The sequence below is a fragment of the Candidatus Pristimantibacillus lignocellulolyticus genome, from assembly GCA_023639215.1.
GTDB lineage: Bacteria > Bacillota > Bacilli > Paenibacillales > Paenibacillaceae > Pristimantibacillus > Pristimantibacillus lignocellulolyticus.
Genome location: CP097899.1, coordinates 4,577,573 through 4,591,970 on the forward strand (window position 1 = coordinate 4,577,573; position 14,398 = coordinate 4,591,970).

The window sequence follows — 14,398 nt, forward strand, 5'->3', positions numbered from 1 at the left end:
ACATTAATACTTCACAGTGTCTTGGTCATCATTCTAATATTATAGTATTAAAAATTACACTGCCCAAGATCTTAAATCTTGGGCAGTGTAATTTGAATAAATCTACTATTAACAACATAATTAACATCAATAGATCCGATCCTTCGTAAGCTTTTGCCTCCTAAAAATATCCCCCTGTCATTTTTAATCAAAACAATACAAGCTTGCTATTAGAAAAGGTATGTCGTTTTTTAAGTCAAACTCTATTGAATCGAAAAGTCTGAATTAAGAAACATTAGAGTGACTTTTATGTTCTAATTGCTAGCTACCGCAAACAAGTAGGCCGCTAATCGTAAAGTTATGCATGTTCATAACAGATATTCAAACTATACTATGAGTGCATAATAATTCCAAATAAAGGAGATTCGATTTATGACTATATTTAAATATTCGGTTGGTCCATGGAATGTACACAATGGAGCAGATAGTTACGGTCCTGCAGTTAGAAGTGACATTGACTTTGAAGAGAAGTTGAAAAAGTTTTCAGAAATCGGATTTAGTGCCATACAATTTCACGATGATGATGCTGTGCCAAACATCAATGAATTATCCGATGAGGACATCAAGCTTGAAGCTAGAAAGGTCAAAAAATTACTAGATAAGTACAATTTAGTTGCAGAGTTTGTTGCTCCTAGACTATGGATGGATCCTCACACCATCGAGGGTGGTTTTATGTCTACTTCAGAGGTAGATCGAGAATTTGCTATGTGGCGTTCATACCGCTCGATAGATATCGCAAACGAATTGGGATGCGACAAAATTGTATTGTGGTTAGCTAGAGAAGGTACGTTATGTGCTGAAAGTAAAAGCCCAGTTGATGCAACAAAGCAATTAATTAAAGCTATTAACTGTATGCTTACATATGACAGTAATATTAAAATTGTGATTGAGCCTAAACCTAATGAACCTATTGATCGCAGCATTTGTGGAACAATGGGTCATGTTCTTGCTGTATCAGCTGCAACAATTGATCCTACTAGAGTTGGAGGACTGTTGGAATCTGCTCATGCTATTTTAGCTGGTCTTGATCCTTCTCATGAAATAGGTTTCGCAATTGCGATGAATAAATTATGGGGTGTCCATCTAAATGACCAAAATGGGATGAAATTTGATCAGGATAAAAGCTTTGGTGTTGAAAATTTACGTCAAGCATTTAATCAGATCAAAGTATTAAAGGAAAATAACTATGGTTCAAATGGTGAGTATGTTGGGCTAGATGTTAAAGCGATGCGTACAACCATTGATAAGGATAGCTATAAACATTTGGAGAACAGCTTAAACATAATCAAAGCTTTGGAAACTAAAGTTGAACGCTTTGATTATGAATACCAAAAACTATGCGTTGCTAATCGTGATTTTGAAGGGTTAGAAATGTATGTCATGAATCTACTAATGGGTATTGACCAATAAAGATGTCATGCAAATTGAATTACTGTTGTTCAATAAGTCCATCTGCATATTTTTTAAGAATAGTTAAGCTTTCAACATCTGAATAAAAACGCTGAGCATTGGATAGATCCACTCTCGGACTTACATCGTAACACTGTTTATTATTATTTCTATATTCTGTTGGTGTACATCCAAATTGCTTGAAAAACATATTATTTAAGTAACGTGTATCTGAAAAACCACATTCTAAACAGATATCAATTAATTTCATATTGGTTTGCAGAATAAGTTGTTTTGCTTTATTTAGGCGAACTTGATTCAAGTAATTTTGAAAAGTTGTATTTAAGTTATCTTTGAAGAAATGTGACAAGTACGTTAATGAAAGTTCCTCACGTTCTGCAATAGTAGATAGAAAAAGCTTACTTGAATAATTCTCTTCAATATAACTTATGATTCTATTAACTCTATGAAGACGTTGAAGATTCTTTGCACGCTCTTCATCGCTGATTGAAGCATGAGGGATTAATTGAAACAAGGTATAAAACAAATGATTTATTAAACTTAAACACTTGAACTCATAACCATAATCATGCTTAAAATAAGCCGAGGATAACTGAATAATTAATGAAATTAACATACGATTATCATCTTCTGAAAGAAACGGAGTAAGATTTGATACGCTAAAATTAGTATTCGATATTGCAGGATAGTAATTAACGCAAAATTTATTAGAAATTTGTAAAGATAATATTAACGCACTATTATTTTGTGTCATTATTTCATGTGGTTGTATCGGATTGAATAAAATGATTGAATCCTTATTTAAATAATAGCTCTCTTTTTTTGAATTTACCGTACATTCCCCTTCTAGTAATAAGCATATTTCGAAATCATTATGAAGATGTGAGTTTCGAAACGATAAATTCACAACAAATGGATTGAAATGCTTCATTCTAGGATGATTAATGATTTCATATTCGTTATTCATCATGTCCTCCCGGTTATGGATACGGAAATGTAATTATGAATTTCTTTATTTAGTATGTTACTACATATAAATGGAATTCGATATAGAGGAGAGTGAAATGTGTCGAAAATACCAGTCCTTTATCCTGTTATTGTTGGAGGTCATATTTGTCTCGATATTATCCCTACAATTAAAGGAGAGGAATTTGAAATCGTACCAGGTAAGTTGATGGATATTGGCAAAGCTGTGCTAGCGACAGGGGGAGCTGTAGCTAATACGGGGTTAGCATTACATCGACTTGGAATACCTGTTCAATTGATGGGTAAAGTTGGGGAAGACTTTATCGGCGAAACGATTATTTCTATATTCAAAAAAATAGAAACTTCATTAGCTAATAATATGATTATCGCTCAAGGTGAATATACGTCTTATTCAATAGTAATCAGTCCACAAAATATGGATCGTATGTTTCTTCACTTTACAGGTGCTAATGATACTTTTCATTCAAATGATATAAAATTTGAAACGTTGCTACAAGCTGGATTATTTCATTTTGGGTATCCCCCACTTATGAGACAAATGTATGAAAATAATGGAACAGAAATAATTAATCTAATGAGTAAAGCTAAAGAAGCAGGTAACACAACATCATTAGATTTAGCTACGCCTGATCCTGACACATTCTCTGGTCAATTGGACTGGTTTGAGATATTAACAAATTTATTACCCTGTGTCGACTTATTTTTTCCAAGCCTTGAAGAAATTCTGTTTATGGTTCAACGAGAAAAGTATGAAGAAATGCAACTGAAATATGGTAGTGAGCATTTAATTAATCATGTCGATGCCCCGCTCCTCTATGAACTGTCAAATATTCTGCTTACTATGGGAGCTCCAATCGTTGTAATTAAACTAGGTGAATATGGATTATATATGAGGACAACCGCTAACAGAGCCAGATTACAACAGTGTGGACGGTATGCCTACGAAAATATTGAATATTGGTACAATCGCGAGCTATATATTCCCTGTTTTAAAGTTAACGTTGTTGGAACTACTGGTGCAGGTGACTGTACCATTGCAGGATTCATTGCTGGATTTATTCAAAAATTCAATCCTGAACATGTAATGATTAATGCTGTTGCGACTGGAGCATGTAATGTAGAACAATCAGATGCTACGAGTGGGATTATCCACTCCAATGAATTAAATTCACGGATTGCTGCGGGTTGGGAGCAGTCTCATAAGAAACTTCAATTAACAGGATATATTCCAAGTTTTCATAATGAAGTTATCGTTTACCTTGGAACTAGAGATCAATATTATTCATAAGGAGAGTAGAATATGTTTCGTAAACCACGTTTAAACCGTATGTTTAGTGAGCAAGGCAAATGCTTTGATGTTGCAATCGATCATGGATTTTTTAACGAATACTCGTTTCTATCTGGAATTGAAAACATGAAAAAAACAATAGAAACAGTAGTTGCCACAAACCCAGATTGTGTGCAACTAAGCCCTGGTCAAGCTCGTTTCCTCCAAGAAATACCCGGAAAGAACAAACCAGGATTAGTATTACGTACAGATGTAGCTAACATCTATAGTTCAGAATTACCTCAAGTATTGTTCAGTGAGTTAATTCATCAAGCCGTTGAACAAGCTGTAAAGTGGGATGCAGTAGCTGTTTGTGTGAATCTGTTACTTCTTCCTAATCAACCAGAACTTCACCATCAATGTATAAGAAATGTTGCTCACTTAAAAACGGAGTGCGAGAAATATGGTATGACCTTGATGGTTGAACCACTAGTGATGCTTCCTAACGATGTCAAAGGTGGTTATATGGTAGATGGCGATATTCAGAAGATTATGCCGCTTGTTCGTCAGGCTGTAGAACTTGGAGCAGATGTTATTAAAGCAGATCCCTGTGATGATGTAACGGAATATCATCGTATTATTGAAGTAGCATCTGGAATACCGGTTCTTGTGCGAGGCGGTGGTAGAGCTAGTGATGAAGAAATCATTTCTCGCACTGTAGAACTAATGAATCAAGGAGCATCAGGAATCGTCTATGGTCGTAACGTAATACAACATCCTAATCCGACTGGAATGATCGCAGCGTTGATGGACATTGTTCATCAACATGCAACGGAAGAAAAAGCACTTCATATTTTGAAAGGAGAAGACTTCCGATGAGTAAAAAGGTTATTCGCTTTGGAGTCATTGGTTGTGGTTTGATGGGAAAAGAATTTGCTAGTGTTACGGCTAGATGGTTTCATCTGACACAAGTTAATTTCGAGCCGCGTATTGTAGCAGTTTGTGATGCTAATCCAGATGCAGCAAAATGGTTTCACGACAATATCAATAGCGTAGAGCGTACTTATTTCAATTATAAAGATTTGCTTGAAGATTCGAATATAGAGGCCATTTATTGCGCAGTTCCACATCATCTGCATGCTCAAATTTATATCGACATCATTCATTCTGGTAAGCACTTACTAGGTGAAAAACCTTTTGGGATTGATTTGGATGCAAATTATCAGATTCAAGCTGCAATGGATGTAAATCCCCATGTGCTTGTTAGATGTTCTTCTGAGTTTCCATTTTTCCCTGGAGCACAACAAATTGTTCAATGGGTCAATGACGGTCGTTTTGGGAAAATTATTGATGTGGAAGCAGGATTTTGGCATTCAAGTGATCTAGATCCAAACAAGCCAATCAATTGGAAACGACAAATTCAATCAAATGGTGAATATGGCTGTATGGGTGATTTGGGTCTACATGTGCTTCATCTCCCCCTCCGATTTGGATGGAAGCCGAACAGTGTTCGGTCATTACTTTCCAAAATTGTAGATCAGCGACCTGATGGTACAGGTGGAATGTTACCTTGTGAAACATGGGATAATGCTATCCTTTCCTGTGATGTGAGTGCTAATGGTTCAAATTTCCCTATGGTATTATCTACGAAACGAATCGCACCAGGGCATATGAATACATGGTTTCTTCGGATTAACGGAACTAAGTTTTCAGCAGAATTTTCAACCAAAAATCCTAAGCAAATATCCTCACTCCCTTATACTTCCGGTCAACAGCAAGCTTGGCACGTTGTAGATGTTCCGTATAAATCTGCATATGAGACTATAACTGGAACTATTTTTGAATTTGGTTTCTCAGACTCAATTTTACAGATGTGGGCAGCATTCTGTGATGAAGTCGTTAACGGTAAAGCAATGATGCAATCATTTCAATGTGCATTACCAGAAGAAGCAACAGATAGTCATCGTTTATTTACTGCAGCTTTAGATTCTCATCGTACAGGTCAAACCATCTCCATTAACTGGAACTAATGATATTTCTAACATTCTTTATCTATGCTTAATAAAAAACAGGATATTTCCCCCATAATGTCGGGTAGATATCCTGTTCATTATTGTGTAGAGGCACCAAAATCCGTAATTTCCAACTTAATATCAAAATCTACATTGCACTCACTAAACTCTTCATCCCATTGATCACTCACTTTTTTCCAAGCAGCAGGATGTTGTTGCTTTAATGTTTTTCCGAAATTAGCAACTTCGACAATGTAGGTTTCCTGTAGTTTCTTTAATACTTCTTCAAGTTGTTTGTGTAAACTATCAGTAAAAATTTTCTCTGCCTCTTTTAAGTAAGTAGGATCTGATGCGTATGTGTTAACATCCCAATTTTCAATTAATCTCCCCTCTGTTTTGATCGTGACTTTAAAGCTAATTTTTCCATTTTCAACAATTGATTTAATTTTACTCTTAGCTTCTTTTATTTCATAGGTAATAACCTCATCATGTAAGTTGTAGCTCTTAATAAGTCCACCCTTAACATTATCAGTGATCCAATTAATCGCACTAACATCTTCCTCTGTTAAATATCCTACCCATTTGCCGGAAGTTCCTTTTATAATTCCACTTCCGCTAAATTTGATCTCATTATCTGTACTAATTATGTTTTGTAACATGAAGCTCTGTTTAGAATGCAAAAAGGTATTAAGATGATTTAGTGTTATAGGCGTCATTATTCGACTTGAACGTTTATGATTATCAATGAGATTCTTTATATACAAAGCAGGTAGTATACCTGACTCATTAAAACTTAACGGTTCCGCAGCTTTACCTGTAGTGATAAAGACTAAGCAATTAGGACGAATATCATTGTCTTTCAACATGAAATCAATATACTCATTTAGATGCTGTTCTTTAGCTAACTCACTTGAAATGATGACGACCTTTAAATGATGTGCAATGACTGGTCTATTCTGTCTAATCGCAAATTCTCGAAGTATTTCAATTAAGGAATCACCCGTTTGTGTAATATTGTTATATAATTTACTTGAATTTGAAGGGTTAGTAGATTGGACAGCTTGAGGCGGTGCAATTTGAACTGTTGCAGTTAGTAAGTGCTTGTTAGGAAAATCACTGCCCTTTTCATTCATGATTTCTTCATGCTTGGAGATTTCCCCTTTATCTAATGCCAGACCTAGGTATAAGCTTAGATCCTCAATTTCATTGCTACTCCAGCAGCCGCTAACTAGAACCATTAAGATAATTATACTTACTATCTTCATCGTAATGACTGAAACATTACACATGCGAGATCACCCTTTTTCTAAAGCTGTACACAATAAATAATATTAATGCAATAATAAATAATAAAATACAGTAGTAGCTAATCACATAACCAAGTACAGTAATATCATTGATGTTTCTAGGCACCATTGTAAAGATGTAACTTACTGGCAACAGACCCAAAAGAATTGGGCGCTTCTTATTGCCTAATACATGGCTTAAACCTAGTGAAGCTCCATAATACATGCTAGAAAATGCACAAAATAGCTGCATTACCCAGATGACAAGGAACAAGATTTCAATTCGCTCGAAGAAGAATCCCTTTAGCTCATAATTTCGCACGAGATCAATTGTCGGCCAAGTGCTTAGCATCCCTGCCTCCAATGATAAAGACCCTATAACTAGAATTAGCGCAATCAAATATATAACTACGACCAATCCCAAACCAATTGCAAAAGACTTAATTGCTTTTTTAGGCTCATTCATATAGGCAAAATATATTGCAACAAGCTCATATCCTGCAAAACTGTTGAAGCTATGAATAGAACCGTTAAACACAGGAGAAATACCACTACCGAAAACTGGTTTTAAGTTGTCGATATGGAACATAGAGAAACTTAAACCATATACAATTATTATAATGATAATAGTTATCGGGAGCACAATTTGAAATAATCGCATCATCGCATTGACACCACCTAAAAGCAAGTAGTAGCTTACTAGCATGAACGGTATGACAATGGCCCACTTAGGAGTTCCCTCCAATAAGTAAAAAACAATTACTTCAGCAAGGATTCTCAATTCATAAGCAGAGGTAAGTAGTAAATATAAGCTAAATAATAAACACACCAAATTACCTAGAGGTCTTCCTAATATCTTTGAAGAATATTGATATAACGTTTGTTCCGGAAATTTTTGAGATAGTTTGATGAAAAATATTAAGGCTAGAACAACAAGGATGCCGGTAAGCAATAACGTTAACCACACATCAGGTGTACCAACGTCTTGGATAAGTATTCTTGGCATCACTAATAACCCTGCGCCTAGAGTGGTACAAGTCATACTTGCCATTGCTTGATTAGCTGAAATACGATCGTCTTTCGTAACGAACATCCTTATAATCCTCCTTAGCTAATAACAGCTTATATGCGCTTTTTATTTTTTTGTTTTGAGACTTTTAGGTCGATCTCTCATAAATTTAAACGGACTCCGCAGTAATACATCCTTATTATCCCCTGCCTGCAAAGGTGCAATTGGCGATAAGTACGGCAAACCGAAACTTCGAAGATGTATCAAATGGGTACTTAGTAGTAAAAAGAAAATGATTGTGCCATATAATCCTAAAATAGCGGCGAAAAACATTGCCACAAATCGGAGTAAGCGTATTGATATCCCTAAGCTATATTCTGGTATTGTAAATGAGGAGATTGCAGTTAAAGCAACAACAATCACAAGAAAAGGGGTTACTAACCCGGCTCGTACTGCCGCCTCACCTACTACAAGACCTCCAACAATTCCCATTGCAGGTCCAATTGGTTTAGGTAATCTAATTCCAGATTCTCTTAAAATTTCAATTGAAATTTCTAGAATTAACACCTCTAAAATAGAAGAGAATGGTACTCCTTGTCTCGACTCAATAATTGACATTGCTAACTGTGTTGGTATCAAACCTGGATTAAATGAAATGAATGAGATGTATAGTGCAGGTGCAAAGAGTGATAAAAAAGCTACTCCTATTCGCAAAATTCTTGTAAACGTTCCAGAAATCCAGCGTTGATAATAATCCTCAGGTGACTGAAACAGCATCATAAAACTTGCAGGTGCTATTAATGCAAAAGGAGTTCCATCAAGCAATATAGCTACTCTACCCTCTAGTAAAGCGGCAATCACTTTGTCTGGTCTTTCTGTATTTTGAAATTGCTGGAATGGACTAAATATATTATCTTCCATTAGTTGTTCTACGTATCCCGACTCTGCAAAATAATCAAAATCTAACTTTGTTATTCTATCCTTAATCTCACTTACAAGCTCATCGTTAGCAATATCCTTCATATAAGCCATGACCATTGTTTTTTGTGATTTGTTTCCTACATAATCAGCATTTATAACTAAATTATCATTTAGACCATGTCTGCGAAGCAGGGCTGTATTTTCACTTAGTACTTCAGTGAATCCAACACGCGGTCCTCTTATCAATGCATCAGAAACAGGCTCTTCAATGGAACGCGAAGGCGCATCTGGTATACCTACCAAAAGAGCCGTACTCATCCCATCTATAAGTAACCCAGTATAGCCATATAAAATCATCCTTGAAAGAGTATGTATGTTATCCATCTCATTAACATGAATTACAGGTAACAAGTGTTCTTTCACATATTTAGCTATGTTCACTTGGTAAGGAATATTTTGTGAATAACCCTCGATCATGAGTGGATTTAGAATATGTTTATTAATGAAATCACTTTGCTGCATCCCTTCCACAAAAATAAGAGTAGCTTTACGATTCAACAGCTTAATATTGAAATCTCTAAAATGCACGTCGCTATTATGCCCTATCTTTACTTTAAGTAACTCTAAATCATTATCTAAATGACCTGCAATTTTGGGAACATCTTGGTTTTCATCACTATTGTTTTCATTGGTTTGATGATTTTGTGAGTTTTTTTCAAATATTCTGACACGCTCACGGTAAACTTTTGTAACAAAAAAAAATGTTTGAGGGATTAACAGCATCATGAGTGCTTGAAAAAAGACAGAAAAGCTTGGGATAAACGAAATAAGAGATGACCACATTATTCTCATTCCTATTCTTAAGAAAGATTTGTGGTTATTGTTACCTAAAGAGCTTAAATTATACTGTTAAGTTTAGCTTTAAGATATAAGTTCAGTTCAACTTTTCCGATAGTAAGCTATGCTCAGTAAACGAGTTGACTTTTAGAAACTCCAGATCCATGTTTGAAGCGTAGAGGTCTCTACTAGTTCTTGTACAATGCGACTTAGATTTTGAATTGTTATTTTGCTATGCAAATAGGGTAGGATTCCTTGGAATCCTACCCTATTTGAATTACCTAATATGAAATAGCTACTGCTTTTTAAGTAATTCAAGTAACTTGTTATTCATTTCTTTCGAAATCGAATATATAGTGTTTGTGTCAGAAGAATTCATCAACGCGCTCTTTCCATCAGTTTCGGCTATCCAAATATTAAAATTTTGTTTGTCTTCATTCTTATACACAACCATCATTTTATACTCTGGATTAGTCATATTTACAATTCCAGGTTCTCTTTCCGCACTCGCAATGATACTTTTCAAAGTTTCATTTGAATTATCATCATGATAGACTGTTTCACTATTGCTGAATAAATTAGTAATACTTATATACTCAATTTCACTTTCAAGATTATTGGTTTCGCTAACTTCTTGGTTAAGTTTGATATCAGAATTATTAGTATTAGTTACCTGCTGCTTTGAACGAGTTTTATCTGCATCCATTGTAGCATTACCTTCGGATTGGCAACCTACTAGAATTGCCGACATCAGGGCTATGTAAAGAACTAAAATTGAAATTTTCTTCATCCAGCATATCCTCCATTCCTATAGTCTTTCCTAGACCTAGACGGAACATATCCTCTCAAAGTTTCAAATCCCTTTTTATTCAATAAAAGAACTTTTACAAATAGCAAGTATTAATGTAATAACTATCATTACTACTGCGAAATTTTCTATAAAAACACTCAGTTTCATATCAGAAGGGCGTGTATACGGAATAATATTGAACACACGCCCTAGTATCCCTTTTATAAACAATCAGATAACTTTACTGAATTACTCTATCAGTTACCAAACATATTAATTAAATGAATAATTAAAGTATCGTTCGGCATTACGCATACTTGTCCATAAATCTGAACTTTCTCCACCTATATACCAATAGGCGATACCAGCTAAGTCTTTGCTAACAACATATTTATATTTTGTAATTAGTGAACGGGAATCCTCCAACCAGATTGAATGTTTCACTGAATTTGACTTATAGCTCGCAGTATATTGCCCCAGTGAATTATTCCATACAGGTCTCAAACTGTAAGTATCGATCAACTGATTTTGCTTAATTAATGAAATATACTCACTAGATGCAACAGTACCATCTTGTTTTAATGTCCAGTCACGATTATATAAAGGCATAGCCAATATCACTTTATTATTTGGTACGACTTTTAATAATGTATTAATAGCATTTTGAATGTATGGGAGCGAAGCATTCGGCCCAGGATACTTGACTCCATCATAATGTTGATCATAACCCATCATTACCATGTAATCTACTTGTTTGCCTAGAGAACCATAATCGAAAGCCTCCGTCCAATCCGTTCCAAGATCAGGCGACACATCCATCGATAATACTGCATTTACCTCATGCAATTCTCGGGCTAATAAAGTAACAAACGTCGTCAAATATGTCCGATCATCTGAATGTACATTTTCAAAATCTAGATTAAGTCCATCTAGTCCATATTTCGTTACTACTTTTACTAATTGATCAACCGCTATATTTCTAGCCGCTTCACTAGATAGCATTCGATGTGTAGCTTCCTGATCAGATCGATTGCCTACCATTGCCCAAATTTGCTTGTCATTGTTCTTCGCCCACGAAACAAGCGAAGTTTCTGTTTTATCCGTTAGGTAACCTGATTCCTCAACAAAGTACCAACGAGGAGATAACGTATTTACATTAGATTTCAATATATTTCGTTCATACTCTGCTCTTGTTTGCCCATACTGCCAGCCTATTACAATATGTTCTTTCGGCTTACCCGCTAACTCTGCAGCCCAGTCAGCATTTTGCAATACTCGATTAATGAGAACCGCTATTTCCTGCCTTGAAATGGGGTCAGTTGGACGGAAATATCCCGTCTCATCACCTTTCATTAATCCCAGTTTATTAAGAACAGCAACAGAATAACTTGCCCAATCCGCAATTTGACGACCATCCTTAAACGCTGCTTGATTATTAGTTGTACTATTTGATTGTTTTAACACTCTAGCAAATAATACTGCAGCTTCTTGTCTCGTAACTGCTTCCTTTGGTGCAAAAGTTGTACTAGATCTACCACTCGCAAGTTCAAGCTGTACTGCTGCCTGTATCCAACCGTAGTACCAGGCATTCTTCGGTACATCAGTGAAAGAAGTAACCGGACTTTCAGCAGGATTCAGCTTCAGCAGTCGCCCTAGTACAGTAACAAATTCAGCTCTAGTGATGGATTGAGCAGGTGAAAAACTAGTCTCTGATGTCCCTGAAACTATCCCTTTACTATGTAAATGTATAATTTCATTTTTTGCATAGCTAGTGCTTATATCATCAAAAGGTAGTTTTTCTTCTGCAGATATGTATTGAATAAAGAAACTTGTTGCGCATATGATTGCGACTGTCGCTATCATTTTACTTAAATTATATTTCACGAGATTCCTCCTAGAATACTAATATAGAAATTGTATCAAGGAATGAATGTTAATACATCGATGAAATATTGGAAGATTAATAGATTAGATCAAGTAAGTAAAAAACTCCTGACATCAAGAGATCAGGAGTTTTGAGGCCTTATTTTCTAAATGATTGCAAAAACTGTACGGCTAACTGAATATCCGCTTCTGGTTTCTCGCCAACTTCACGTTCAATTGTCAAATATCCTTTATATCCAATATCATTTAATGCTTGTAAATATCCATCCCAATTGACAGAACCTTCACCAAGTGGAACTTCACGAAAAGCTGGTCCATTTGTAGCCATTTCAGCAATTTTATCATGATCAAGTTCAACCTCGTAACCGAACTCTCCATACACATCACGTGGAGCAATGTTGGATAGCTTAATACCATCTTTAGCATGAGTATGTACAATATAGTCCTCTAATGTATATACACCTTGAACTGGATCATCACCCGTTAACATAACCATATTAGCAGGATCAAAATTTACGGCAACACCTTTAGATGACAATTCGTCCAAAAATATTTTCAGATGGCTGGCACGTTCTGGACCTGTCTCGATAGCAAAGTATGCACCTAAGCTATGTGCATACCGACTTAATTCATCACATGCCTCATGCATCACGTTATACGTTTGACTTTGTTTATCTTCTGGTACAATTCCGATATGTGTTGTCACTATATTTGAGCCTAGATCAAGAGCAAGGTCTAGAATGCGTTTCGACTTTTCAATCTTCGCCTTATTTAATGAAGGGTCTTGGAACCCATGTCCACCAAGATCTCCGACTAATGCTGAAATTTCTAACCCTAAAGAAGCAATGTATGCCTTCCATTCTTTTCGATCAGATGGAGACAAATTTTCAGGATCAAATTCACCTTTTACAGCATAAATTTGCACCCCGTCCGCACCAACTTCTTTTGCTTTAATTAACCCATTTTTAACCCCTACTCCAAAACTATCAACGATAACCCCAATTTTATTCGTCATGATTGGTTTTTCCATTTGTCATTCCTCCTCATCAATTCATATATAAGGCTACTTATTATGAAACTTAGATGGTTTGCCAAACTCGTTTTAGATATTGTAAACCAAGTCTAGTCCCTCTAGTACATTCTTCCATACCTTCAAATTCTAAAGAAATATATCCATCGTAGCTACTTTTCTTCACTAGTTTTAAAATTGCAGGGATATCTATATCTCCTTGGCCTAAAATAGCACCTCTTAACCATTTTCCGCCTGAGGATCTAAACCAATCCTCTTCTAGAAGGTGATGTGACGGACGAATATAGAAATCTTTGAAATGAACCATTGATGCTAAGCTTATATTTTTAGCCACAGCCACCACAGGATCCTCATCTGCACATAAGAAATTACCTATATCCACTGTAGTACGGAAGTTAGCACGATTTACTTCGCAAACAATCGCTTGAACTCGATCACTATGCTGAACATAGTATCCATGGTTTTCGATGCTTGTCGTAATATTGAAAGTTGCAGCATGATCAGCAATTTGACGACATGCATCTACTAGTCTTGGTAACTCTTGTAAGAAATGACCTATTGAAATATCCTCTGACTTAGCAATATCATGTCTCATTCTAGTAATACCTAGCTTCGCACACGCTTCAACTTCTTTTTTTACACGAAAAATTTCATCTTCAAATGCTTCATCATCTAAACCTGAGAAGTTTGCAGAGATAGCATAACTCGATAATTCCAACCCAACTTTTTCTGCTGTCGTTTTAATTACATCAATCAACTCAGGCTGATCAACTAAACTATAGCCTAACGGAACAATTTCAACATGCTCGGCGCCAAGTTCAGCGATTTTTTCAATTACACCTTCTAATGACAACTCCCCTGATGCATACGCATTGTGTAAGCTATAGGTACTAATTCCAAATTTCATATATACTACCTCCTTAATC

At 35.7% G+C, this 14,398-nt stretch carries 12 protein-coding genes; 4 read left to right on the forward strand and 8 right to left on the reverse strand.

The window, feature by feature from the left end; translation table 11 throughout:
- Window positions 1-411 precede the first annotated feature (411 nt).
- The gene (locus tag NAG76_19830; GenBank protein URN94047.1) at window positions 412-1,449 is read left to right on the forward strand and encodes a TIM barrel protein; all 1,038 of its coding nucleotides are present in this window, start codon (window positions 412-414) and stop codon (window positions 1,447-1,449) included.
- Between the two features lie 19 nt (window positions 1,450-1,468).
- Here the strand turns inward: NAG76_19830 and NAG76_19835 are convergent, their stop codons facing one another.
- Window positions 1,469-2,416, reverse strand: a complete 948-nt coding sequence (locus tag NAG76_19835) for an AraC family transcriptional regulator (protein ID URN94048.1) — start codon at window positions 2,414-2,416, stop codon at window positions 1,469-1,471.
- 99 nt (window positions 2,417-2,515) lie between these two features.
- Between NAG76_19835 and NAG76_19840 the strand changes: the two genes are divergently transcribed.
- The 3 genes from NAG76_19840 to NAG76_19850 are packed head-to-tail and all read left to right on the forward strand — an operon-like array spanning window position 2,516 to window position 5,733.
- Window positions 2,516-3,724, forward strand: coding sequence for a carbohydrate kinase family protein (locus tag NAG76_19840; protein ID URN94049.1), 1,209 nt, complete (start codon window positions 2,516-2,518; stop codon window positions 3,722-3,724).
- A 12-nt stretch (window positions 3,725-3,736) separates the two neighbouring features.
- Window positions 3,737-4,582: an aldolase gene (locus tag NAG76_19845; GenBank protein ID URN94050.1), complete on the forward strand. Its 846-nt coding sequence runs from the start codon at window positions 3,737-3,739 to the stop codon at window positions 4,580-4,582.
- Complete coding sequence (locus tag NAG76_19850; protein URN94051.1) at window positions 4,579-5,733, forward strand: Gfo/Idh/MocA family oxidoreductase; 1,155 nt, start codon at window positions 4,579-4,581, stop codon at window positions 5,731-5,733. The genes NAG76_19845 and NAG76_19850 overlap by 4 nt, the downstream gene beginning before the upstream one ends.
- Before the next feature lie 80 nt (window positions 5,734-5,813).
- Here the strand turns inward: NAG76_19850 and NAG76_19855 are convergent, their stop codons facing one another.
- The 7 genes from NAG76_19855 to NAG76_19885 form a co-directional block, all read right to left on the reverse strand.
- Entirely contained in the window at window positions 5,814-7,004 is a 1,191-nt protein-coding gene (locus NAG76_19855) for a Ger(x)C family spore germination protein (protein URN94052.1), read from the reverse strand.
- On the reverse strand, window positions 6,997-8,094 hold the full coding sequence (locus NAG76_19860; protein ID URN94053.1) for a spore germination protein: 1,098 nt from the start codon (window positions 8,092-8,094) through the stop codon (window positions 6,997-6,999). The genes NAG76_19855 and NAG76_19860 overlap by 8 nt, the downstream gene beginning before the upstream one ends.
- Window positions 8,095-8,136: 42 nt before the next feature.
- Window positions 8,137-9,774: a spore germination protein gene (locus tag NAG76_19865; protein ID URN94054.1), complete on the reverse strand. Its 1,638-nt coding sequence runs from the start codon at window positions 9,772-9,774 to the stop codon at window positions 8,137-8,139.
- Window positions 9,775-10,063: 289 nt separating this feature from the next.
- Complete coding sequence (locus NAG76_19870) at window positions 10,064-10,558, reverse strand: hypothetical protein (GenBank protein URN94055.1); 495 nt, start codon at window positions 10,556-10,558, stop codon at window positions 10,064-10,066.
- 273 nt (window positions 10,559-10,831) lie between these two features.
- Window positions 10,832-12,442, reverse strand: a complete 1,611-nt coding sequence (locus NAG76_19875; protein URN94056.1) for an S-layer homology domain-containing protein — start codon at window positions 12,440-12,442, stop codon at window positions 10,832-10,834.
- Between the two features lie 139 nt (window positions 12,443-12,581).
- Window positions 12,582-13,472, reverse strand: coding sequence for a sugar phosphate isomerase/epimerase (locus NAG76_19880; GenBank protein ID URN94057.1), 891 nt, complete (start codon window positions 13,470-13,472; stop codon window positions 12,582-12,584).
- A 49-nt stretch (window positions 13,473-13,521) separates the two neighbouring features.
- A complete protein-coding gene (locus NAG76_19885; protein ID URN94058.1) occupies window positions 13,522-14,379 on the reverse strand; it encodes a sugar phosphate isomerase/epimerase in 858 nt (285 codons plus the stop codon).
- Between the last annotated feature and the right edge of the window lie 19 nt (window positions 14,380-14,398).

Coding starts and splice junctions, on each gene's coding strand:
- NAG76_19830 (URN94047.1), top strand. CDS start 412: ATGACTATATTTAAATATTCGGTTGGTCCATGGAATGTACACAATGGA.
- NAG76_19835 (URN94048.1), bottom strand. CDS start 2,416: ATGAATAACGAATATGAAATCATTAATCATCCTAGAATGAAGCATTTC.
- NAG76_19845 (URN94050.1), top strand. CDS start 3,737: ATGTTTCGTAAACCACGTTTAAACCGTATGTTTAGTGAGCAAGGCAAA.
- NAG76_19850 (URN94051.1), top strand. CDS start 4,579: ATGAGTAAAAAGGTTATTCGCTTTGGAGTCATTGGTTGTGGTTTGATG.
- NAG76_19855 (URN94052.1), bottom strand. CDS start 7,004: ATGTGTAATGTTTCAGTCATTACGATGAAGATAGTAAGTATAATTATC.
- NAG76_19860 (URN94053.1), bottom strand. CDS start 8,094: ATGTTCGTTACGAAAGACGATCGTATTTCAGCTAATCAAGCAATGGCA.
- NAG76_19865 (URN94054.1), bottom strand. CDS start 9,774: ATGTGGTCATCTCTTATTTCGTTTATCCCAAGCTTTTCTGTCTTTTTT.
- NAG76_19870 (URN94055.1), bottom strand. CDS start 10,558: ATGAAGAAAATTTCAATTTTAGTTCTTTACATAGCCCTGATGTCGGCA.
- NAG76_19880 (URN94057.1), bottom strand. CDS start 13,472: ATGGAAAAACCAATCATGACGAATAAAATTGGGGTTATCGTTGATAGT.
- NAG76_19885 (URN94058.1), bottom strand. CDS start 14,379: ATGAAATTTGGAATTAGTACCTATAGCTTACACAATGCGTATGCATCA.